Raw genomic sequence first — 20065 nt, 5'->3', positions numbered from 1 at the left:
ATGCGGCTGGTCATCGCGCGATGCAGCGTGGATTACATGGGGCGGCTCACGGCACACCTGCCGATGGCGCCGCGGCTGGTGCTCATCAAGGCGGACGGAAGCGTGAGCATCCACGCCGACGACCGCGCGTTCAAGCCGCTCAACTGGATGAACCCGCCGTGCAAGCTCAAGGAGGACGGCGAGGTCTGGACCGTCACCCACGGCAAGACCGGCGAGAAGCTGGTGCTGACGATGGAGGAGATCCTGCACGACTCCTCCCACGAGCTGGGCGTCGACCCCGGGCTGATCAAGGACGGCGTCGAGGCGCACCTGCAGGAGCTGCTGGCCGAGCACATCAGCACGCTGGGCGAGGGCTACACGCTGATCCGCAGGGAGTACATGACGGCGATCGGGCCGGTCGACATCCTGTGCCGTGACGCGGCGGGCGCGACGGTCGCCGTGGAGATCAAGCGGCGCGGCGAGATCGACGGGGTCGAGCAGCTGACCCGCTACCTCGAACTCCTCAACCGCGACCCGCTCATCGCCCCGGTGCGGGGCGTCTTCGCCGCCCAGGAGATCAAACCGCAGGCCCGCGTGCTGGCGGGCGACCGCGGCATCGACTGCGTCACCCTCGACTACGACGCCCTCCGGGGCATCGAGCCCGAGAACCCGACCCTGTTCTAGTCCGTTCCAGTCCTGCTGTCCGGTCCTCCCGTACGGCAAGCCGGGCCGAGGCCACCGTGGTCACCGGTGGCCGCCCGTCCATCACGCGTGCTCCGGCAGGACTTCGGCGGGCCGCCGAACGCAGACGCCGGCCGCTCTGCACCTCAGGCCGCCGGCCGAGCCGTCCCACCGGGGGACCGGCAAGCCGGTGGACGACGCCGCCCGCCGACCCCGGGATGCGCGACGCCCGGGCGGGCTCATGCGCGGCGGCGCGACCGCGACCAACGCGGTGATCTCCCTCCGACCTCCTTCAGCCGCCACCCTGACGATCTTGAGCGACTGATCAGGATGATGACCTTTTTGCATGGCCGACGTAAGCGCTAATGTAAACGCTCTTTCCCGATTGCGATCATCCATCCATAATTGTGTGCTCTGGGGGCTCACGATCATGTAGGAATGGGTGAAAAGTGAACCGGTCTTACCGGGGAATGTCGGCCGAGCAAAGGCTGGCTGACAGACGGGAGCGGCTGATGGCGGCCGCGTACACGCTCTACGCGAAACCGGGGTTCGCCGCCACGACGATCGAAAGGCTGTGTACGGAGGCGCGCATCTCCAACCGCGCCTTCTACGAGTGTTTCGGCGGCAGGGAGGAACTCCTCCAAGCCCTGCACGAGCGCTGCGTCGACGAGGCCCTGGCCGCGGTCTCGAAGGCACTTCAGGACGCCCCGCCCCAGCTCGAGGCCCGCATCAGCGCCGGGATCACCACCTATATCGGCTTCGCCACGGCCGACTGGCGGCGAGCCCGCATCATGCATGTGGAGGTCCGGCGGTCGGGCGACGTTCTGACCGCCTCGCGACAACGGGCGATAGACTCCTTCGCGCGCATCGTCGAGGACGTGACGCAACCGTTTCCGGCTTCGGCTCCCCTCGATCGGCACCTGCTCGCGCTCGGGCTGATTGGAGCGCTGCAGGAGCTCCTCATCGAATGGGTGCTGGCCGATCAACCCCCCGAGACGGACGAGCTTGTGCGCACAGCTGTCCATATCTTCCAGCGATCGATTTCCGGTCTTTCCTAATCATTCATTGGCACCTTCCGGATTATCCGGAACGGCGGACATGAGGGAGGGCAGAGCGCGGCTGATCGCGCTCCACCCTCCGATATGGTGTGGCCTCCGGCGTACTCCCGATCCCGCCGGATGTCATCTCAGGCCACCGCGGCCGCCGGCGCTTCCACGCGGAGCACTCGATTCAGCCGAGTCACCGCAAGCACCCGCATGATCCGCGGCGGCACCCCCCGGAGAACGAGGCGGCGATCCGCGCTCAGCGCGCGGCGATGCGTGCCGACGAGAACGCCAAGGCCGGTGGCATCGATCATCTCCAACCGGGAGAGGTCGACGATCAGGTCACCGCGACCCGAGTCGACCGCGCCATGCAGACGCGGCCGGACCCCTGACACGGTCCCCACGTCGAGCCGCTGCCCGACGTACACCACCTGAGCTCCAGGCGTACCCTTGACCCGCATGCCACCTCCTCAGGTCACGCTGCCATCTAATCACGCAACGTGGTCATGCTCTCTCTCGGGGTGATAATCGGCACACCAACCATCAGTACGGTTACCCGGTCAGAGCCAACCCATGTCCCGAGCCATCCGAATTGCGGTGATTCGGTTGCTCGCACCGAGTTTGGTGATCGCGCTCGACAGGTAGTTGCGGACCGTTCCCTCCGTCAGGTGCATGGCCGCGGCGATCTCGCTGACCGGCGACCCGGCGGCCGCCAGCTCGAGCGCCCGGCGCTCCCGATCGGTCAGCGGGTTCCCCCCCGCCATCATCGCCGAGGCCGCCATCTCCGGGTCGAGGTAGCGCCCGCCGTCACGCACCTTCCTGATCGCCGCCGCCAGCTCGCTGGCCGAGGCGTCCTTGGGGATGAACCCGCGCACCCCCGCCGCCAGCGCCCTGCGCAGATAGCCGGGACGGCCGAAGCTGGTGAGGATCACGATGGCCTGCCCCGGCAGCGCCTCGGCGACGCTCAGGCCGTCCATGCCGGGCATCTCGATGTCGAGGACGATCACGTCGGGCCGGTGCGCGCGGACCGCGGTCACCACCTGGTCGCCCCTGCCGACCTGGGTGACCACCTCGATGTCCGGTTCGAGGCCGAGCAGCGTGGCCAGCGCCTCACGGATGAGGTGCTCGTCGTCGGCCAGCAGCACCTTGATCATGCGGGGATCCTCGCCCTCACCACGAACTCTCCCTTGCTCTCCCCTGCCGTCAGCACGCCGCCGAGCGCGGCCACCCGCTCGCTCATCCCGGTGAGGCCGGTGCCGGCCGTACCCCTGGACGGTTTGGGGTTGTCGTTGCTCACGGTCAGCTCCACCTCCCCGGCTCCGGCCGCCACCCTGATCCGGCAGGCGGTCGCGGCGCTGTGGCGCAGCACGTTCGTGCTGCTCTCGCGTACCAGCCAGGCCAGCAGCGTGCTGACCTCCTCGCTCAGGCCGTCCTGCGGCAGTTCGAGGGCGCAGCTGATGCCCGCCGCCTCCAGGACGGCTCTGACGCTGCGCAGCTCGGCGCCGAGATCGACCGTACGGTAGCCGCGCACCACCGCGCGGATCTCCTTGAGCGAGTCCCTGGCCAGCCGCCTGACCTCCATCATCTCCTTGGCCGCCTCCCCTGTGGCCAGTCGGGCGGCCAGCTCGCTCTTGACCGCGATGGCCGAGAGGCTGTGGCCGACGATGTCGTGCATGTCGCGCGAGAAGCGCAGCCGCTCCTCGGTGACGGCGAGCTTGGTCAGGGCCTCCCTGCCGTCATGGGCGGCCTTGACCACCGTCCAGAACCAGAACTGGAAGCGGCTCAGCCAGCCCACCACCCCGCCCATCAGCGCGTAGAAGAACACCCCCATCGGCACGATCGCACTGCAGACCGCGACCGCGCCCAGCCCGATCAGGACCGCCCGCAGCTTGGACACGCGCAGGACGGCCAGCGCCACCCACGCGACGGGAATCCCCGCGGCGGGGATGAACTGCTCGCGGATGAGCACGAAGGCGATCAGCCCGAGCACCGCGGTGATGAGCACCTCACGGCGGGGGTACTCACCCTGGACCACCGTCCTGGCGCCGCGCACGTAGCAGACGGTGAAGACGACCAGGAGGAGCGCGACCGCCACCAGCCGCCACACGGCGGGCCGGGCGGGATCACCCACCGCCCCCACCAGGCTCAACCAGGGCAGGGTGGCGCCCCCGGCGACGCTCCACAGGGTGGCTCGCCGGAGGCGCTGGTAGTCGGTGCTGATATCGGTCATCTCGCAGCAAACCTAGCTGTGCCGGGGATCCCATCGGAACAGCCACCTGACCAGCAGCACCGCGATGCCGAGCCAGACGACCAGCGCTCCGATCCACGGCAGCGCGTCCACCCACGATCCGCCGACGTAGCCCATCCGCATCATCTCGGTGATGGGCGTGGTCGGCACCAGCCGCGCGGCGAAGGGCATGTGCTCCAACGGCACCATGAGCGGCGCGCCCAGCAGCGCGACCAGCAGCACCGGCACCACCGCCACCTGGGCGAACTCCGCGTTCGGCGTGATCCCCGAGAACGCGGCGGCCAGCAGCGCGAACACCGCCGTCCCCAGGACGGCCGCCACCAGCATCATGGGCACGTTCCGCGGCAGCCCGCCGCCCGAGCGGTCGATCCACACGCTCAGCAACGCCACCTGGCCCGCGTACACCGCCAGCCCCGACAGCGCCGCGCCGCCGAAGATGGCCGCGGGCGAGCTCTGGCCGCCGCGCAGCCGCTTGAGCACCAGCTCCTCGCGACGCGCGGTGAAGGAGTTGACCAGGTTGATGAAGACCGCGAACACCACCATCAGCCCCGGCAGCCCGGTGAGCACGAACGTCTGGTCGCCGTTCTGCGAGAACATCAGGCCGAACAGGAACGGCAGCAGCACCACGTTGACCATCGCGGTCGTGTTGCGGCCCAGCAGCTTCAGATCCATCCTGGCCAGCCGTACGGCATGCAGAGCGTCGGTCCTCATCGCCTGTCTCCCACCACGCGCAGGAACGCGTCCTCGAGGGTGCCCCTGCGCACCTCGAGCCGCTCGAGAATGACACCGTGACCGTCGGCCCAGGCCAGCAGGGTCCGCAGGGCCGGGTGCGCCTCGCCCGCCAGGCTGTAGACGACCTGACTGCCGGTGACGACGGGAGCCGCGCCGGGCAGGAACGGCGGCTCGGCGGGCTCCGGCAGCCTGAAGGTGATCTGGTCGCCCGTGGTGCTCACGACCTCGTCGACCGTGCCGTAGGTGCGGATCACGCCCTCGTGCATGATGGCCAGCCGGTCGGCCAGGCGCTCGGCCTCCTCCAGGTAGTGCGTGGTCAGCAGCACCGTGGTCCCGGCGGCTCTGAGGCCCCTGATGACCTCCCAGGTGGCCTGCCGGGCCTCCGGGTCCATGCCGGTGGTGGGCTCGTCCAGGAAGAGCACCTCGGGGCGGGACAGCAGCGCCAGCGCCAGGTCCAGCCTGCGCTTCTGCCCTCCCGACAGCTGGCGGACCCTGGTCTTGGCCTTGGCGGCCAGGTCGACGGTCTCCAGCACGTCCGCCTCGAGGGGCGGACGGCCGGCGTCGGCGCTCATGCCCTTCCAGACCGCGACCGTCTCCGCGACGGTCAGGTCGCCGAGGAAACCGGCCTCCTGCAACATGATCCCGATGCGCGGGCGCAGCGCCCTGCGCTGGCGGACCGGGTCCAGGCCGAGGACCCGCACACGGCCCTCGCTCGCCCTGGTGAAGCCCTCCAGGACCTCCATCGTGGTGGTCTTGCCGGCGCCGTTGGTGCCGAGCAGCGCGAACAGCTCGGCCGGGTGCACCTCGAAGGAGATGCCGCGCACCGCCTCGAAGCTCCCGTACCGCTGCCGCAGACCCGCGACCTCGATCGCCGGTCCGTCCGCCGTCGTGGGGGCGACGGGGTCCCGCGTCTCTATCGTCCTCATGCCCATAAGGCTGTCGTTTCGGGATTCGCCGCTGTAGTCGCCGATATCACCGGCCTGCCATGAAGATCGCGCCGAACCCTCATGACATCTGTCACCTCCACCGGCGACCGTCCCGGCCGGCGCCTCGACCGGTCACCAGGAGATCAGCAGCGCCGGCCGTCGCGGCCGGGGCGTCTGCGATGCTGGGGGCATGACGCGCGCAGACAAGGACAAGCCAGTCGTCCTCTCCACGATCTACACCCGCACCGGCGACGACGGCACGACCGCGCTCAGCGACCTGAGCCGCACGTCCAAGACCGACCCCAGACTCGCCGCGTACGCCGACGCCGAGGAGGCCAACGCCGCCATCGGCCTCGCCCTCTCGTACGGCACGCTCGCCCCCGAGATCGCCGAGGTCCTGCGCCGGGTCCAGAACGAGCTGTTCGACCTGGGCGCCGACCTGGCCACCCCGCTCGTCGACAACCCCGAGTTCCCGCCGCTGCGCGTCGAGCCCTCCTACATCGAGTGGCTCGAATCTCAGTGCGACCGCTTCAACGCCGACCTCGAGCCGCTGCGCAGCTTCATCCTGCCCGGCGGCGACCCGGCCACGGCGCAGCTCCACGTGGCCCGGGTGACGGTGCGCCGCGCCGAGCGTTCGGCCTGGGCGGCCCTGGAGGCGCACGAGGACGTCAGCCCGCTGCCGGCCAAGTATCTCAACCGCCTGTCCGACCTGCTGTTCATCCTGTGCCGCACCTCGCACGACGGCGGCGAGATCCTGTGGAAGCCGGGAGGTACCCGGTAGACGTGACGGCGACCGGCCGGAGTCGCGCTGGAGTGGCGTGATGGACGGGCGGCCACCGGGTGACCGCAGTGGCCGTGACCCGGCTTGCCGTACCGGAGGCCCTTGAACGGCGGAGAACCGCAGCCCGGGGCAGGAAGCCCGCCGCCCGAAGCAGAGAGGCCCGGCGCAGGAAGCTCGAAGCGGGGCGCACGGAGCCCGAAGAAGACGGCGACCCGGAAGGAACCCGAGCCGGACGAACCGGTCGCGAAGCCGGGTGGGTCAGGCGACGTCGAGGTAGGCGCTGGGTGGGGCGGATTCGAGCCACGCCAGGAAACCCGTCAGCGCGTCCTCCGACATCGCCAGCGACACCTCGCCGCAGTCGACCGCCCACAGGCCGCCGCCGAGCTGCTGCCTGGCGGAAACAGTCAGGCCGCGCCTCGCGATCGCGTGGCGCGGCCTGAACAGCACACCCATGAGCGGGATCCAGTGGAGCTCCCCGTCGGCATAGCGGGCTACACCGCTGCGCCAGCCTCCGGGACCCGTGATGGACCCTACCTTGAGTCGACACGGCACGCTCCCGCGGGAACGTGCCAGCGCGAAACCGCGGATCATCATGAGAGCCGCGAGCAGCAGGGCAGCGAGCAGCGCGTCCGTGAGAATCGTCAGCATCGCCGCCCCCGCATGTTGTGAAAGATCAGACGTCCTCGCCGGCCGCGCGCAGCCGTGCCCGAGCCCGCTTGGCCTCGAGCGCCGCGTCGGCGTCCTCCTGGTCCGCCTCGATCGAGGCCTGGGCCCGCTCGAGAGCGTCGCGGGCAGCCGCGACGTCCACCTCGGACCCGAGCTCGGCCGCCTCGGCCAGCACGGACACCTCGTTGTCGGCCACGGAGATGAACCCGCCGTGCACCGCGGCGATGAGGTCCTCCTCGCCGCCGCCGCGCTTCACACGCAGGACCCCGCCCTCGACGAGCACGCCGAGCACCGGTGCGTGTTGAGGCATAATACCGATCTCGCCGTCCACGGTCTTGGCAATCACCATGTCGGCCTCGCCCGACCAGATCTCACGCTCCGGTGAGACGACCCCTACGCGTAGCTTCGCCACTTGTGTAGGTTCCTTTCCGATCAGATGCCAGGTGCGGCACTTGCGTCGCCGCACCTGGCACCGAAGGCGATTACTTGGAGAGTTCCTTGGCCTTGGCGATGGCCTGCTCGATGCCGCCGACCATGAAGAAGGCCTGCTCGGGCAGGTGGTCGTACTCACCCTCGCACAGCCCCTTGAACGAGGCGATCGTCTCGTCCAGCGGCACGAACTCACCCGGCTGGCCGGTGAACGCCTCGGCGGCGTACATCGGGTGCGACAGGAAGCGCTCGATGCGGCGGGCCCGGTTGACGGTCACCTTGTCCTCTTCGGACAGCTCGTCGATACCGAGGATCGCGATGATGTCCTGGAGCTCGCGGTACTTCTGCAGGATCCGCTTGGTCTCCTGGGCCACCCGGTAGTGCTCCTCGCCCACGATCTGCGGGTCGAGGATGCGGGAGGAGGAGTCGAGCGGGTCCACCGCGGGGTAGATGCCCTTCTCCGAGATCGGCCGCGAGAGAACGGTCTGCGCGTCGAGGTGCGCGAACGCGTTGTGCGGGGCCGGGTCGGTGATGTCGTCCGCGGGCACGTAGATCGCCTGCATGGAGGTGATCGAGTGGCCACGCGTCGAGGTGATGCGCTCCTGGAGCACACCCATCTCGTCGGCCAGCGTGGGCTGGTAACCCACGGCGGACGGCATACGGCCGAGCAGGGTGGAGACCTCGGAACCGGCCTGGGTGAAACGGAAGATGTTGTCGATGAACAGAAGCACGTCCTGCTTCTGCACGTCGCGGAAGTACTCCGCCATGGTCAGCGCGGAGAGCGCGACACGCAGACGGGTGCCCGGCGGCTCGTCCATCTGACCGAAGACGAGGGCGGTGTCCTTGAGAACGCCCGCCTCATCCATCTCCAGCCAGAGGTCGTTGCCCTCACGGGTACGCTCGCCGACGCCCGCGAACACCGAGGTGCCCGAGAACTTCAGCGCGACTCGGCGGATCATCTCCTGGATCAGAACGGTCTTGCCGACACCGGCGCCACCGAACAGACCGATCTTTCCACCCTTCACGTACGGCGTCAGCAGGTCGATGACCTTGATGCCGGTGGGCAGCATCTCGGTACGCGACTCGAGCTGGTCGAACGCGGGGGACGGACGGTGGATGCCCCACTTCTCGCTGACCTTGAGGGAGGCGGTCGGCACGTCGAGCGACTCGCCGAGCGCGTTCCACACGTGGCCCTTGACGATGTCGCCGACGGGCACCGAGATCGGGTTGCCGGAGTCGGCGACCGCCGCACCGCGGGTCAGGCCGTCGGTGGGCTGCATCGAGATGGCGCGGACCAGGTTGTCACCCAGGTGCTGGGCGACCTCGAGGGTCAGCGTCTTGGTCTCCTCGCCGAGGATCACCTCGACGGTGAGGGCGTTGTAGATGTCGGGCATCGCCTCGACGGGGAACTCCACGTCGACGACGGGACCCGTGACGCGAGCCACGCGGCCCGTGCCGGTCGTGGTCTCAACAGTCTCTGCAGTCATTTCACTCTTTCCCCGCTGCGGCGTCAGCCAGCGCGTTGGCGCCACCGACGATCTCGCTGATTTCCTGGGTGATCTCGGCCTGGCGAGCCTGGTTCATCTGCTGGGTCAGGACCCGCCTGAGCTCGGTGGCGTTGTCCGTCGCGGACTTCATGGCGCGGCGGCGCGCGGCCTCCTCGGAGGCCGCGGACTGGAGCAGCGCGCTGAAGATGCGCGACTCCACGTACCGCGGCAGCAGCGAGTCCAGAACGTCACCCGCGGTCGGCTCGAACTCGAAGTACGGCGGGATCGTCTCGGTCGCCGTCGCCTCCGACTCCTCGATCTCGAGCGGCAGGACGCGCTTGACCACCACGTTCTGGGTCAGCATCGAGACGAACTCGGTCGAGACGATGTGGATCTCGTCGATCCCGTTCTCGTCCTTGAACGCCTCGATCAGCTCGTTGGCGATCTCCTTGGCGTTGGCGTAGGACGGCCTGCGGGAGAACCCGACCCACTCGCCGGCCATCTCGCGACCGCGGAAGGAGTGCCAGGTGACACCCTTGCGCCCGCTGACGAACGGCTTGACCTGGAGACCCCGCCCTTCGAGGTGACCACGCAGCGCCTCGGCCTCACGCAGCACGTTGGCGTTGAAGCCGCCGCAGAAGCCGCTGTCGCTGGTGACGATGAGCACGCCCGCCGTCTGCGGCTGGTCCTTCTCCACGGTCAGCGGATGGTCGACGCTCGCCGCGTTGCTGACGACGCCCGTGACGGCGCGGGTGATCTCCCGCTCGTACGGCACCGCCGCCTGCATCCGCTGCTGCGCCCGCACGATCCGTGACGAGGCGATGAGCTCCTGGGCGCGCGTGATCTTGGCGGTCGACTCGACCGACTTGATCCGCCGCCGCAGCAGCCTTAGCTGGGCACCCATCGGCTACTTCTTCTCCGCCGGGCGGACGACCTTGCGGATCTTCTCCTGGCCGACCTCGTCGGCGTCCAGCGGCGCGACGGGCTCGTCCTTGACGAGCAGCTCACCCGAAGAGGTGGTGAAGCCCTTCTTGAACTCGGTGATGGCGTCCTTGAGGGCGGTCACCGTGTCGTCGCTGAGGTCCCTGGTCTCGGCGATGCTGGTGAAGACGCCCTTGTGGGAGCTCTGGATGTAGTCGAGGAACTCGCCCTCGAAGCGGCGGATGTCCTCGACCGGAACCTCGTCGAGCTCACCGGTGGTGCCGGCCCAGACCGAGACGACCTCGCGCTCCAGGGAGAACGGGCTGTACTGCGGCTGCTTGAGCAGCTCGACCAGGCGCAGACCACGCTCGAGCTGAGCCTTGGAGGCGGCGTCGAGGTCGGAGGCGAACGAGGCGAACGCCTCGAGGTCACGGTACTGCGACAGGGCCAGACGGAGCGTGCCCGCGACCTTGCGCATCGCCTTGGCCTGCGCCGAACCACCGACTCGGGAGACGGAGATACCGACGTTGATGGCGGGGCGCACACCGGCGTTGAACAGGTCGGTCTCGAGGAAGACCTGGCCGTCGGTGATGGAGATGACGTTGGTCGGGATGAAGGCCGACACGTCGTTGCCCTTGGTCTCGATGATCGGCAGACCGGTCATCGAGCCACCGCCCATCTCGTTGGAGAGCTTGGCGCAGCGCTCCAGCAGGCGGGAGTGGAGGTAGAAGACGTCGCCGGGGAAGGCCTCACGGCCCGGCGGGCGACGCAGCAGCAGGGAGACGGCGCGGTAGGCGTCGGCCTGCTTGGTCAGGTCGTCGAAGACGATCAGGACGTGCTTGCCCTGGTACATCCAGTGCTGCCCGATGGCGGAACCGGTGTAGGGGGCGATGTACTTGTAGCCGGCCGGGTCGGAGGCGGGGGCGGCGACGATGGTGGTGTACTCCATCGCGCCCGCCTCCTCGAGGCGGCCACGGACCTGCGCGATCGTCGAGCCCTTCTGGCCGACGGCGACGTAGATGCAGCGCACCTGCTTCGCCGGGTCGCCGGACAGCCAGTTGTCGCGCTGGTTGAGGATGGTGTCGACGGCGATCGCGGTCTTGCCGGTGCCACGGTCACCGATGATCAGCTGGCGCTGACCACGGCCGATCGCGGTCATGGCGTCGATCGCCTTGATGCCGGTGGCGAGGGACTCCTTCACCGGCTGGCGCTGCACGACGGAGGGGGCCTGCAGCTCGAGGGCACGCAGGCCCTCAGCCTCGATGGCGCCCTTGCCGTCGAGCGGGTTGCCCAGGGGGTCGACGACGCGACCGAGGAAGTTGTCGCCGACCGGCACCGACAGGACCTCGCCGGTCCTGCGGACCGACTGGCCCTCTTCGATCTTGCTGAAGTCGCCGAGGATAACGACACCGATCTCGCGGGTGTCGAGGTTCAGTGCCAGGCCGCGCGTGCCGTCCTCGAACTCGAGCAGCTCGTTCGCCATCGCCGAGGGAAGGCCGGAGACATGGGCGATGCCGTCGCCACAGTCGACGACGGTCCCGATCTCCTCGCGCGCGGCGCCTTCCGGTTCGTACGCCTGGACGAAGCGCTCAAGCGCGTCCCGGATCTCGTCCGGCCGGATCGTAAGCTCCGCCATCTCTTCTCTGTCTCCCTATTCGCCTAGCCGGCCAACCGGCGGCGGACTTCTTCGATTCGTCCCGCGATCGTGCTGTCGATGACCTCGTCGCCGATGCGAACCGAGAAACCACCCTGCACTCGCGGGTCCACCTCGACGTTCACGTGAACGTCACGGCCATAGGAGGTGCGCAGCCACGCACCCAGACGCTGCCGCTGCACGTCGGTCAGCGCCACTGCGCTGCGAACCACCGCCACCAGACGCTGGCGCTGCTCCGCGACGAGCCAGGAGTACTCCTCCAGGCCCGTCTCCAGGCTACGTCCTCTCGGACGAACTGCCAGCTGCGTGATGAGACGCTGGCTCGCAGCGGCGACCTTGTCACCGATCAGCTCCGTCAGCAGCCGCTCCTTGCCCTCGGCGGGCGCGGCCGGGTCGGCGAGCGCGCGTCGCAGGTCGGGGTTGGCGGCGATGATGCGGCTGAACCGGAAGAGCTCGTCCTCCACGTCGTCCAGCCGGCTCTCGGACTCGGCCTGAGCGGCCGAGGCGATCACGCTGAGCCGCTCGAGCGCGTCGGTCAGGTCACTGGCGCGCGACCACTTGGCCTCGACCGCCGCGGCGGCGGTCTCCAGCGCGGCCTCGCTGACCTTGCCCTCGAGCAGCGTGCGGATGACCTGGGCCTTCTGGGGTGCGGGCCGCGCCGGATCCGAAAGGTTCCGGCGCAGGCCGTGCTCGCGGTCGAGCAGGTCCACGATGGCGCTCAGGTCGTCGGCCAGGCGCCCCAAGTCCGCCGAGGCCGCCACCGTGTTGAAGCGCTCCTCAACAGCGGCCAGCGAACTCCTGCTCAAGCCTCTCATCAGCGCACCGCCTGCGCAGAGGAGCTCTCCAGCTCGTCAAGGAACCGGTCGACGATGCGGCGCTGACGCGCCTCGTCCTCGAGGGACTCGCCGACGATGCGGGCGGCGAGGTCGGTCGACAGCCGACCGATCTCGGTGCGCAGCTGACCGAACGCCTGCTGGCGGTCGGCCTCGATCTGCGCGTGCGCCGCCTCGACGATGCGGCGCGCTTCGACCTGAGCCTCCTCGCGGAGCTCGGCCTTGATCTGGGCGCCCTGCTCGCGAGCCTCCTCGCGCAGCCTGGCGGCCTCGTGCCTGGCCTCGGCCAGCTGGTCGCGGTACTGCTTGAGCAGCGCCTGCGCCTCGGCCTGGGCGTCCTCCGCCCTCTTGATGCCGCCCTCGATCGCGTCGGTCCGCTCGGCCAGAGTCTTCTGGATGCGCGGAGTGAGGATCTTACCGACGACGAGGAGGACGGCGAAGAACGCGAAGATGCCCACGACCAGCTCGTACACGTGCGGAATGAGCGGGTTGGCGCCGCCCTCCGACGCGAGGAGCGAAGCTGCCGTATTCATGGATGCAGCCTTTCAGTCAGGGTGGTCTTCGGTCTTACAGGTTCGCGAAAATGAACGGCGCGACCAGACCGATCAGGGCCAGAGCCTCGGTCAGAACGAAGCCGAGGAGCATGTTCTGGCGGATCAGGCCGTAAGCCTCGGGCTGACGCGCGATGGCCTGCACGCCCTGACCGAAGATGATGCCGACGCCGATGCCGGGGCCGATGGCGGCGAGACCGTAGCCGATGGCGGTGACGTTGCCGGAGACCTCAGCGAGAAGGCTCATTGATGTTTTCCTTTACTTGGTCGGCCGGTGATGCGGTGTATCACCGGTCTGGATATACCGCTAGGTGGTTCTAGTGCTCCGGGTGCAGGCTGTTGCCGATGTACATCGCAGCCAGCATCGCGAAGAGGAACGCCTGCAGGAACTGGATGAACATCTCGAAGCCGGTCATGATGACGGTCATCAGGACGCCGAGGACGCCGATCGGCGCACCGAGAGGGGTCAGTTTCTCGAAAAGGAACCAGAAGCCGACCGCGCTGAAGAAGGCAAGGAGCATGTGGCCGGCGAACATGTTGGCGAAGAGTCGCACCGCGTGCGTGAAGGGCGCGATGATCATGTTCGAGAGGAACTCGATCGGCGCCAGCAGCGCGTAGATGCCCTTCGGAAGCCCGGGCGGGAACATCATGTTCTTGAAGTAGCCGCCGACGCCCTGGGTCTTGAAGCCGAGGTAGAGCTTCAGCACGTAGATCGAGACGGCGAGCACGATCGGGAAGGCGATGTGCGAGGCGACGGGGAACTGGGCGAGCGGGATGACACCCATCACGTTCCAGACCCAGATCACGAAGAACATGCTGAGGAGCAGGCCCATGAACCGGTCGGCGTCCTTGCCCAGGAAGGGCCGGGCGACCTGGTCACGCACGAACATGTAGCCCATCTCGGCGATGTTCTGGATGCCCCTGGGCACGATCTTCGGATTGGAGAACGCCGCCCAGACGAAGGCGAGCACGATGATCGAGCTGAGGATCGCCAGCAGCACCGGCTTGGTGAACCAGTCGACCCCCGGAATGATCGGAGGAAGTTCGAACAGCTCTTCCGGCGTCGGAGCCTGGAACTGATCAGGATCGGCGAGGAGCGTCAGCGCGATCACGCGGCGTTCCCTTCAGCGTGGTAGGTGGTCACAACAAAGGTGCTTCGGCGGGTGGTACCGCCGCGCGGAGTTAGCGGCCGTGCTTCCGGTAGACCAGGTAGACGGCGAGCACTGTCCCCAGGACGATGCCTATGGGGAAGAACGCGGACGTGTCGAGGTACCGGTCCAGCAACCAGCCAGCACCGCCGTAGACAACCATCCCGGAGATCAGGGAGCTGGGAATCGACCACGCGGCGTTGGCGAAGTCGCGACCGTCGTCCTCGGGCCGGCGTTTCTCTTCGCTCATCGCGCGCCCGACGATAGCAGGCACAGGCAGGACTAGTCATATCGGGCCCGGTTACTTTACCGGGGTTCATGACAGGTCCCGCCCGGGCACCTTGGCCTCGGGGTCCACGTAAAGCATCTTGGTCTTGATGAAGGCGCGCACTTCACCGGCGGTCCACGCGATGGTGCCGAGCACGACGGTCCAGGCGAAGGCCTTCGGCTCCCACGCGGTCGTGTCGCCGAAGGCGTTCAGCATCGCGAGGATGACGAGCACCTTGACGACGTAGCTGAGCATGGCGGCGATGGCCATCATCTGCGGGGAGACGCGGGCGGCGTAGGACACCGCCACCACGCTGATGCTGAAGAAGACAGCCACCAGCGCGAGACCGACGAGGGCGCCGAGGACGCCCTTACCGCCGGCGAGAACGAAAGCCACGATGACAGCGACGGCACCCACCACCACCGTGGGTAGCGCGGCGCTCTTGAGGACGCGCACGTCGTTTGCCTGCATCGGTGCTCCATAAGTCAGTTAACAAGCGAGCGATTGCTACCCCATGAGCCGTACTCTATGAGGGCCTGCTCGTGAAAGATATCACAAGCTCGCCGACGACCGCCTTTACCTGCCCTTTCTAGTTCGCGATCAAGGCGAACGGGCGGGAAACGCGGGGAGAACGTGGGAGTCATCACTGACCTGGCTCATCGAGGTGACATCGGCGCTGATGGGAGGCATCGGACCGGTAGGCGGACCATCGTCCTCATCGTCCGGTTTGCCCTTACGTTTGGCGGAATGCGAGCCGCCCCTTCCGCGCCAGCGCGGCAGCGCCATCAGCACCAGCACACCGATCGCCAGCGCGATGACGATCGGGAAGAACACGACGGGCACACCGGTGACCGACATGCCGACCAGGCCGAGCGCGAACAGCGACGTCCACGCGTACATGATCAGTACGGTGCGCCGGTGCGAGTGGCCGATGTCGAGCAGGCGGTGGTGCAGGTGGCCCCGGTCGGGCGCGAACGGCGACAGGCCCATCGACGTGCGCCGGATGACCGCGCTTATCAGGTCGATGAGCGGCAGCACCATCACCGCGGCGGGCAGCAGGATCGGCATCAGCGCGCCGAACCTGTTCATGCCCTCGATCACGTCGGCGTCGACGGGCGTGACGGTGATCAGCGACGCGGCCAGGACCAGGCCGAGAAGCATCGCCCCGGTGTCGCCCATGAAGATCCTGGCGGGGTGGAAGTTGTGCGGCAGGAAGCCCAGGCACATGCCGATCAGGATCGCGGTGATGGCCGCCGTGGTGTTGATCCTGTTCTGCTCGATGTTCTGGTCGAGGAAGATGGCGTAGACCCAGGTGGCCGCGGCGGCGATGCCGACGATGCCGGCGGCCAGGCCGTCCAGGCCGTCGACGAAGTTGACCGCGTTGATGGAGATCACCACGACCAGGATCGTGATGATCGCGCTCAGATCCGGCGCGAGGCCGATGCTCTCGCCGCTGACCCAGGGGATCCACGGCAGGTACAGCCCGAAATAGACCAGCACGCCCGCCGCGCCGATCTGGCCGCCCAGCTTGATGAAGGCGTCCATGCCCCACCAGTCGTCGAGGAAGCCGGTCAGTGTGATGAGCCCGCCCGCGACGATGAGCGCGAGGACGGTGCTGTCCTGGGCGAGGACGCCGCCGGTCTTGTCGAGCTGGGTCGCCGTCAGCAGTCCTGCGACCAGCCCGCCGTACATCGCGAGCCCGCCGAGACGCGGAGTCGGAGTGGTGTGCACGTCGCGATCGCGAACCTCGGGCATGGCTCCGATACGGATGGCGAAACGCCGGACCAGCGGGACGAGCAGGTACGTCACCGCCGCTGCTGCCAGCGCCATGAAGAGGTATTCGCGCACGGACCTAGTTTCCCGGATACCCCGGCCAGCTGTGACCGGAAATCGACACAGATCACCTTATAATTCACTGAGATAAGGCTGATGTTCCGCCGCCAGCTCGGTGACGCGTTCCCGCACTTCATCCACTGTTTCGGGATATCTCACCGCGCGCGACACCAGCGTTCCCACCTCCTTCATGTGCTCGGTTCCCATGCCCTGCGCCGTGAGGCACGGCGTGCCCACCCGCAGCCCCGACGTGACAGCCGGTGGCTCAGGATCGTAAGGGATGGCGTTGCGGTTCAGCGTGATGCCGGCCGCGGCACACCGCCGCTCGGCCTCCACCCCCGTCACCCCGCACCCGCGCAGGTCCACCAGCGCCAGATGCGTGTCGGTGCCACCGGACACCGGCCGCATGCCCTCGAGCGCCTCGCACAGCGCGCGGGCGTTGTCGACCACCGCCCGCGCGTAGCCGGCGAACTCCGGCCGCGCCGCCTCGCCGAACGCCACCGCCTTCGCCGCGACCGCGTGCATGAGCGGACCGCCCTGTACGAACGGGAAGACCGCCCTGTCGACCCGTGCCGCCAGCTCCGCCGTGCACAGGATGGCGCCGCCGCGCGGCCCACGCAGCGTCTTGTGCGTGGTGAAGGTGACGACGTCCGCGTACGGCACGGCCGAGGGGATCGCGCCACCGGCCATCAGGCCGATCGTGTGCGCGACGTCGGCCAGCAACCACGCGCCCACCTCGTCGGCGATGCCGCGGAAGACACCGAAGTCGATCAGCCTCGGATAGGCCGTCGCCCCGCACACGATGAGCTTGGGCCGGCGCCGCAGCGCCAGATCGCGCACCTCGTCGTAGTCGATCAGCTCGGTGTCGCGGCGCACCCCGTACGACACCACGTCGAACCAGCGGCCGGAGAAGTTGACCCGCGAACCGTGGGTGAGGTGACCGCCGTGCGGCAGCGCCATGGCCAGCATCGTGTCGCCTGGCTGGAGCAGCGCGGCGTAGGCGGCCAGGTTCGCGCTGGCGCCCGAATGCGGCTGCACGTTGGCGTGCTCGGCGCCGAACAGCCGCTTGGCGCGCTCCGTCGCCAGCAGTTCGGCCCGGTCGACGACCTCGCAACCGCCGTAGTAGCGCCGGCCTGGGTAGCCCTCGGCGTACTTGTTGGTGAGCGTCGATCCCAGCGCGGCCAGCACCGCGGGAGAGGTGAAGTTCTCGCTGGCGATCAGCTGCAGGCCGCCCCGCACCCGATCCAGCTCGTCGAGCAGCACCTGCGCGATCTCAGGGTCCTCCCGCTGGAGAACCCCGAAGTCCGGGCCGTAATGGGGTGCGTAGCCCATCTCACCACTGTAAACCCACAATCACGAGAAGGCATGGGGAGCGCCGACCGCGGCCGGAACCCACCGCGGTGTGTCGGCCGCCTGGTCGCTGATCGCCGTGAGCACCGCCTGCCGGTACAACGCCAGCCTGTTCCGCCATTCACCCAGATCCTCGACATACCGGGCACCGACCGGCGCGTCCCACGTCTGGGGGCTGCGCGCCAGCCCGTACGCCTTGTCCAGGCTGGCCGTCAGCGTCTCCAGCATGGGCAGAACGGCCTGCCAGGCGGTCACCAGGCGCTGGTAGTCGGGATTGAACTCCCAGGCCCGCGGTTGGCCGTCCAGGGGGCTTCCCGAGCCGGTCGCGGGCGGCTGCTCGCCCGGCTGGCGCGGCTGCGGGGCCGGTGGATCGACGTACATGCGACACTTCCTCTCAGCTGCCCGGCATGCTCCTCGTTGCCCGGCGTGCGCTCAGCTCAGCTGCCCGGCATGCTCTTCGTTGCCCGGCGTGCGCTCAGCTGCCGGGCGGCACGATCGGCCTGCCGGGCGCGTTCGGCTCCACCCGGCCCGGCTCGCCGTCCGGCCCGACGTCATCGGCGACCCAGACCCCCTTGCCCCACTCCCCCGGCGGGACGTGCACGCCGGGCATCTCCATCGGCTCGATGTCGCTCGCGTTGTCCATCAACGCTTCCAGGGCCGCGGCCGACGGGGGCTTCGCGTCCACGGACACGACGTCGCTGCCGTCGTTCGCCCACTTTCCAGGCCCGTCGCCGTCCAGCACCGCGTCCGCACCGGCAGCCATAGAACTCGCGCCGGTCGTCGTCGGGCTCGTACTGGCCGCCGTGGGACCCGCGCCGGTCGCCGGACGCGGGTCGCCGGTGTGCGAGGAAGGCTGCCCGTTCCCGCCCTCGGCGGCCGCGGAGGGCCGGCCGCCGGGATCCTGCGCGTGCGGGGCCGGGCCGGCGGGTTCCACCGAGCCCGCGGGGCCGTCGGGCTGGATGCTCTCCGGAACCCAGACCCCCTTGCCCCACTCCCCCGGCGGGACGTGCACGCCGGGCATCTCCATCGGCTCGATGTCGCTCGCGTTGTCCATCAACGCTTCCAGGGCCGCGGCCGACGGGGGCTTCGCGTCCACGGACACGACGTCGCTACCGTCGTTCGCCCATCTCGCGACGCCGTCACCGACAGGTCCCATCGGTGACGGATCTTCCGCGTAGGCGGCCGGAGCACCGTGAACGGCCCCGGTCGTGCCTTCGGCAGGTCGTGGGCCGCCTGCTGGCGGCGGTTCAGACACCTGGGGGCCGGGCTCCGGCCGCCCTTCGGCATGGCGCGGCGCGGCGTCGTGGGCGGCTCCGGAGACCTGGCCGTTCGCTGCGCGGGCGTCCGCCGGAGGCTGACCGGTGGAGTCCTGACCCTGCGGCACCGGCCCGCCCGGATCCACCAAGCCCGTGGGGCCGTCGGGGCGGAAGTGCTCAGGAACCGCCGGTCTGCCCCACTCCCCCGTGGGCAGCTGCACGCCCGGCATCTCCTTCGGCGTGATCGTGCTCGCGTTGTCCACGAGCGACTTCACCGCCCCGTCCGACGGCGGCCTGGCCTGCGCCGACACGACGTCGCTGCCGTCGTTCGCCCAGGTGGCGTGGGTAGCGCCGGTGGCATCCGAGCTCCCCGTACGGCCTGCCGTACCCTCCGGCGCCCCGGCGGAGTCCCTCGCGCCCTCGACAGCGGGAAGATCGGCAGGCTGGACGGCGTCAGCGTGCTCCAGCAGGTCGGCGACCTCGCGAGCCGTCGGCGGGTCGAGCGGGATCTGCAGGACCTTGACCCCGTCCACCTCGACGACCTGCGGTTTGCCGGGGTCGGCCTGGTCGGCGTCGTCGGGGTGGTCCTTGCCCGGAGTGTCGAGGACGTGCTGGCCGGATCGGCCGGGATCGGTCACCCGGTCGTGACGGCTGTCCCTCCCGCCGTCCTTGGGGTCGTCCGCGCGGGGCTGCGGCTGCTCCGAGCCGTCCTTGGGGTCGTCCGTGCGAGGCTGCGGCTGCTCCGAGCCGTCCTTGGGGTCGTCCGCGCGGGGCTGCGGCTGCTCCGGGCCGTCCTTCGGCCGGTCAGACGTGGCGGAGTCGTCTCTCGGCTGGTCGGGCCGGGTGGCGTCTGGATGCCCGGACCTGGTGGAGTCGTCCCTTGGCTGGTCGGGCCTGCTCGGCGTCTCGTCCTTCGGCTGCTCCGGCCTGCGGGGGGTGTCGTCGTTGTTCGGCTCGTGCGCCCTGGCAGGGGGATGCGGCTGGTCGTTCCCGGGCGGGTCGGCGGGCGTCGTGTCCCGGGGCGTCTCGCTCCTCGGGGTGGGGTCCGGCGGAGCGGGGTCCCGCTTCGGCTGCGGTTCGGGGGGCGTCGTCTCGCGGGGGTTGGCCGTGCGCGAGGCCCTGTCGTCGTCACGCTGGTCCTTCGGCGTCTCCTTGGGCTCCTGGAAGAGCTCGCGCGACTCCTTCGAACTCTCCCGTGACTCCTTGGCGACGTCACGCGTCTCTTTCGGGTCCTCCCGCGGCTCCCTGCCGACGTCACGCGTCTCTTTCGGGTCCTCCC

22 protein-coding genes and 1 pseudogene are annotated in these 20065 nt (G+C 69.1%); 3 read left to right on the top strand and 20 right to left on the bottom strand.

The features are described 5' to 3' along the window. Together nucS and ACWENQ_RS28080 are read left to right on the top strand one after the other, a co-directional pair. Positions 1 to 663, top strand: coding sequence for an endonuclease NucS (gene nucS / locus ACWENQ_RS28085; RefSeq protein WP_449926605.1), 663 nt, complete (start codon positions 1 to 3; stop codon positions 661 to 663). 509 nt (positions 664 to 1172) lie between these two features. Beyond that, complete coding sequence (locus tag ACWENQ_RS28080) at positions 1173 to 1718, top strand: TetR/AcrR family transcriptional regulator (protein WP_354917287.1); 546 nt, start codon at positions 1173 to 1175, stop codon at positions 1716 to 1718. Positions 1719 to 1846: 128 nt separating this feature from the next. Here the strand turns inward: ACWENQ_RS28080 and ACWENQ_RS28075 are convergent, their stop codons facing one another. The 5 genes from ACWENQ_RS28075 to ACWENQ_RS28055 all read right to left on the bottom strand — a co-directional run bounded on the left by ACWENQ_RS28075 (position 1847) and on the right by ACWENQ_RS28055 (position 5609). Continuing rightward, positions 1847 to 2164: an STAS domain-containing protein gene (locus tag ACWENQ_RS28075; protein ID WP_452416926.1), complete on the bottom strand. Its 318-nt coding sequence runs from the start codon at positions 2162 to 2164 to the stop codon at positions 1847 to 1849. A gap of 99 nt (positions 2165 to 2263) precedes the next feature. Then, positions 2264 to 2857 carry a response regulator transcription factor gene (locus ACWENQ_RS28070; RefSeq protein ID WP_452416924.1) on the bottom strand — a complete coding sequence of 198 codons (594 nt, stop codon included), beginning with the start codon at positions 2855 to 2857 and terminating at the stop codon, positions 2264 to 2266. Further along, entirely contained in the window at positions 2854 to 3933 is a 1080-nt protein-coding gene (locus tag ACWENQ_RS28065; RefSeq protein ID WP_449926612.1) for a sensor histidine kinase, read from the bottom strand. Before ACWENQ_RS28065 ends, ACWENQ_RS28070 begins: the two co-directional genes overlap by 4 nt. 12 nt (positions 3934 to 3945) lie before the next feature. After that, positions 3946 to 4662 (bottom strand): ABC transporter permease, encoded by a 717-nt coding sequence (locus tag ACWENQ_RS28060; RefSeq protein WP_449926614.1) that lies wholly within the window; start codon positions 4660 to 4662, stop codon positions 3946 to 3948. Further along, a complete protein-coding gene (locus tag ACWENQ_RS28055) occupies positions 4659 to 5609 on the bottom strand; it encodes an ABC transporter ATP-binding protein (RefSeq protein ID WP_452416923.1) in 951 nt (316 codons plus the stop codon). The genes ACWENQ_RS28060 and ACWENQ_RS28055 overlap by 4 nt, the downstream gene beginning before the upstream one ends. A gap of 190 nt (positions 5610 to 5799) precedes the next feature. Here ACWENQ_RS28055 and ACWENQ_RS28050 point away from each other — a divergent pair, with 190 nt between their 5' ends. Continuing rightward, positions 5800 to 6390 carry a cob(I)yrinic acid a,c-diamide adenosyltransferase gene (locus ACWENQ_RS28050; protein WP_452416922.1) on the top strand — a complete coding sequence of 197 codons (591 nt, stop codon included), beginning with the start codon at positions 5800 to 5802 and terminating at the stop codon, positions 6388 to 6390. A 258-nt stretch (positions 6391 to 6648) separates the two neighbouring features. Here the strand turns inward: ACWENQ_RS28050 and ACWENQ_RS28045 are convergent, their stop codons facing one another. From ACWENQ_RS28045 to ACWENQ_RS27975, 15 genes and pseudogenes are all read right to left on the bottom strand, one after another. After that, positions 6649 to 7038: a DUF2550 domain-containing protein gene (locus ACWENQ_RS28045; protein ID WP_354917265.1), complete on the bottom strand. Its 390-nt coding sequence runs from the start codon at positions 7036 to 7038 to the stop codon at positions 6649 to 6651. A 25-nt stretch (positions 7039 to 7063) separates the two neighbouring features. Further along, on the bottom strand, positions 7064 to 7468 hold the full coding sequence (locus tag ACWENQ_RS28040; RefSeq protein WP_354917262.1) for a F0F1 ATP synthase subunit epsilon: 405 nt from the start codon (positions 7466 to 7468) through the stop codon (positions 7064 to 7066). A 70-nt stretch (positions 7469 to 7538) separates the two neighbouring features. Next, positions 7539 to 8972: a F0F1 ATP synthase subunit beta gene (atpD, locus tag ACWENQ_RS28035; protein ID WP_354917259.1), complete on the bottom strand. Its 1434-nt coding sequence runs from the start codon at positions 8970 to 8972 to the stop codon at positions 7539 to 7541. A 1-nt stretch (position 8973) separates the two neighbouring features. Then, entirely contained in the window at positions 8974 to 9876 is a 903-nt protein-coding gene (locus ACWENQ_RS28030) for a F0F1 ATP synthase subunit gamma (protein WP_354917256.1), read from the bottom strand. A gap of 3 nt (positions 9877 to 9879) precedes the next feature. Further along, positions 9880 to 11529, bottom strand: a complete 1650-nt coding sequence (gene atpA, locus ACWENQ_RS28025; RefSeq protein ID WP_354917253.1) for a F0F1 ATP synthase subunit alpha — start codon at positions 11527 to 11529, stop codon at positions 9880 to 9882. A 23-nt stretch (positions 11530 to 11552) separates the two neighbouring features. After that, positions 11553 to 12362 (bottom strand): F0F1 ATP synthase subunit delta, encoded by an 810-nt coding sequence (locus ACWENQ_RS28020; protein ID WP_449926627.1) that lies wholly within the window; start codon positions 12360 to 12362, stop codon positions 11553 to 11555. After that, a complete protein-coding gene (locus ACWENQ_RS28015) occupies positions 12362 to 12913 on the bottom strand; it encodes a F0F1 ATP synthase subunit B (RefSeq protein WP_354917247.1) in 552 nt (183 codons plus the stop codon). Before ACWENQ_RS28015 ends, ACWENQ_RS28020 begins: the two co-directional genes overlap by 1 nt. Before the next feature lie 34 nt (positions 12914 to 12947). Further along, positions 12948 to 13178: an ATP synthase F0 subunit C gene (atpE, locus tag ACWENQ_RS28010; protein WP_354917244.1), complete on the bottom strand. Its 231-nt coding sequence runs from the start codon at positions 13176 to 13178 to the stop codon at positions 12948 to 12950. Positions 13179 to 13248: 70 nt separating this feature from the next. Further along, positions 13249 to 14043, bottom strand: a complete 795-nt coding sequence (gene atpB / locus ACWENQ_RS28005; protein ID WP_452416921.1) for a F0F1 ATP synthase subunit A — start codon at positions 14041 to 14043, stop codon at positions 13249 to 13251. A gap of 70 nt (positions 14044 to 14113) precedes the next feature. After that, positions 14114 to 14329, bottom strand: a complete 216-nt coding sequence (locus ACWENQ_RS28000) for an AtpZ/AtpI family protein (RefSeq protein ID WP_354917238.1) — start codon at positions 14327 to 14329, stop codon at positions 14114 to 14116. Between the two features lie 66 nt (positions 14330 to 14395). After that, positions 14396 to 14818, bottom strand: a complete 423-nt coding sequence (locus ACWENQ_RS27995) for a hypothetical protein (RefSeq protein ID WP_354917235.1) — start codon at positions 14816 to 14818, stop codon at positions 14396 to 14398. 129 nt (positions 14819 to 14947) lie between these two features. Next, a complete protein-coding gene (locus ACWENQ_RS27990) occupies positions 14948 to 16195 on the bottom strand; it encodes a glycosyltransferase family 4 protein (protein ID WP_354917233.1) in 1248 nt (415 codons plus the stop codon). Between the two features lie 57 nt (positions 16196 to 16252). Further along, positions 16253 to 17512 carry a serine hydroxymethyltransferase gene (locus ACWENQ_RS27985; protein ID WP_354917230.1) on the bottom strand — a complete coding sequence of 420 codons (1260 nt, stop codon included), beginning with the start codon at positions 17510 to 17512 and terminating at the stop codon, positions 16253 to 16255. A 21-nt stretch (positions 17513 to 17533) separates the two neighbouring features. Further along, positions 17534 to 17911, bottom strand: a complete 378-nt coding sequence (locus tag ACWENQ_RS27980) for a hypothetical protein (protein ID WP_452416919.1) — start codon at positions 17909 to 17911, stop codon at positions 17534 to 17536. Positions 17912 to 18005: 94 nt separating this feature from the next. Next, positions 18006 to 20065: pseudogene (locus tag ACWENQ_RS27975) on the bottom strand (hypothetical protein); the annotation flags it as partial.

It is taken from the genome of Nonomuraea sp. NPDC004354, from assembly GCF_053602555.1.
Note: the sequence above shows the minus strand (reverse complement) of the source record. Positions and strands in the feature narration are given on the sequence as shown.

What these genes read in the sequence shown, in the direction of transcription:
- nucS (WP_449926605.1), top strand. Translation starts at nt 1, where the DNA reads ATGCGGCTGGTCATCGCGCGATGCAGCGTGGATTACATGGGGCGGCTC.
- ACWENQ_RS28080 (WP_354917287.1), top strand. Translation starts at nt 1,173, where the DNA reads ATGGCGGCCGCGTACACGCTCTACGCGAAACCGGGGTTCGCCGCCACG.
- ACWENQ_RS28075 (WP_452416926.1), bottom strand. Translation starts at nt 2,164, where the DNA reads ATGCGGGTCAAGGGTACGCCTGGAGCTCAGGTGGTGTACGTCGGGCAG.
- ACWENQ_RS28070 (WP_452416924.1), bottom strand. Translation starts at nt 2,857, where the DNA reads ATGATCAAGGTGCTGCTGGCCGACGACGAGCACCTCATCCGTGAGGCG.
- ACWENQ_RS28065 (WP_449926612.1), bottom strand. Translation starts at nt 3,933, where the DNA reads ATGACCGATATCAGCACCGACTACCAGCGCCTCCGGCGAGCCACCCTG.
- ACWENQ_RS28060 (WP_449926614.1), bottom strand. Translation starts at nt 4,662, where the DNA reads ATGAGGACCGACGCTCTGCATGCCGTACGGCTGGCCAGGATGGATCTG.
- ACWENQ_RS28055 (WP_452416923.1), bottom strand. Translation starts at nt 5,609, where the DNA reads ATGAGGACGATAGAGACGCGGGACCCCGTCGCCCCCACGACGGCGGAC.
- ACWENQ_RS28050 (WP_452416922.1), top strand. Translation starts at nt 5,800, where the DNA reads ATGACGCGCGCAGACAAGGACAAGCCAGTCGTCCTCTCCACGATCTAC.
- ACWENQ_RS28045 (WP_354917265.1), bottom strand. Translation starts at nt 7,038, where the DNA reads ATGCTGACGATTCTCACGGACGCGCTGCTCGCTGCCCTGCTGCTCGCG.
- atpD (WP_354917259.1), bottom strand. Translation starts at nt 8,972, where the DNA reads ATGACTGCAGAGACTGTTGAGACCACGACCGGCACGGGCCGCGTGGCT.
- ACWENQ_RS28030 (WP_354917256.1), bottom strand. Translation starts at nt 9,876, where the DNA reads ATGGGTGCCCAGCTAAGGCTGCTGCGGCGGCGGATCAAGTCGGTCGAG.
- atpA (WP_354917253.1), bottom strand. Translation starts at nt 11,529, where the DNA reads ATGGCGGAGCTTACGATCCGGCCGGACGAGATCCGGGACGCGCTTGAG.
- ACWENQ_RS28020 (WP_449926627.1), bottom strand. Translation starts at nt 12,362, where the DNA reads ATGAGAGGCTTGAGCAGGAGTTCGCTGGCCGCTGTTGAGGAGCGCTTC.
- ACWENQ_RS28015 (WP_354917247.1), bottom strand. Translation starts at nt 12,913, where the DNA reads ATGAATACGGCAGCTTCGCTCCTCGCGTCGGAGGGCGGCGCCAACCCG.
- atpE (WP_354917244.1), bottom strand. Translation starts at nt 13,178, where the DNA reads ATGAGCCTTCTCGCTGAGGTCTCCGGCAACGTCACCGCCATCGGCTAC.
- ACWENQ_RS28000 (WP_354917238.1), bottom strand. Translation starts at nt 14,329, where the DNA reads ATGAGCGAAGAGAAACGCCGGCCCGAGGACGACGGTCGCGACTTCGCC.
- ACWENQ_RS27995 (WP_354917235.1), bottom strand. Translation starts at nt 14,818, where the DNA reads ATGCAGGCAAACGACGTGCGCGTCCTCAAGAGCGCCGCGCTACCCACG.
- ACWENQ_RS27985 (WP_354917230.1), bottom strand. Translation starts at nt 17,512, where the DNA reads ATGGGCTACGCACCCCATTACGGCCCGGACTTCGGGGTTCTCCAGCGG.
- ACWENQ_RS27980 (WP_452416919.1), bottom strand. Translation starts at nt 17,911, where the DNA reads ATGTACGTCGATCCACCGGCCCCGCAGCCGCGCCAGCCGGGCGAGCAG.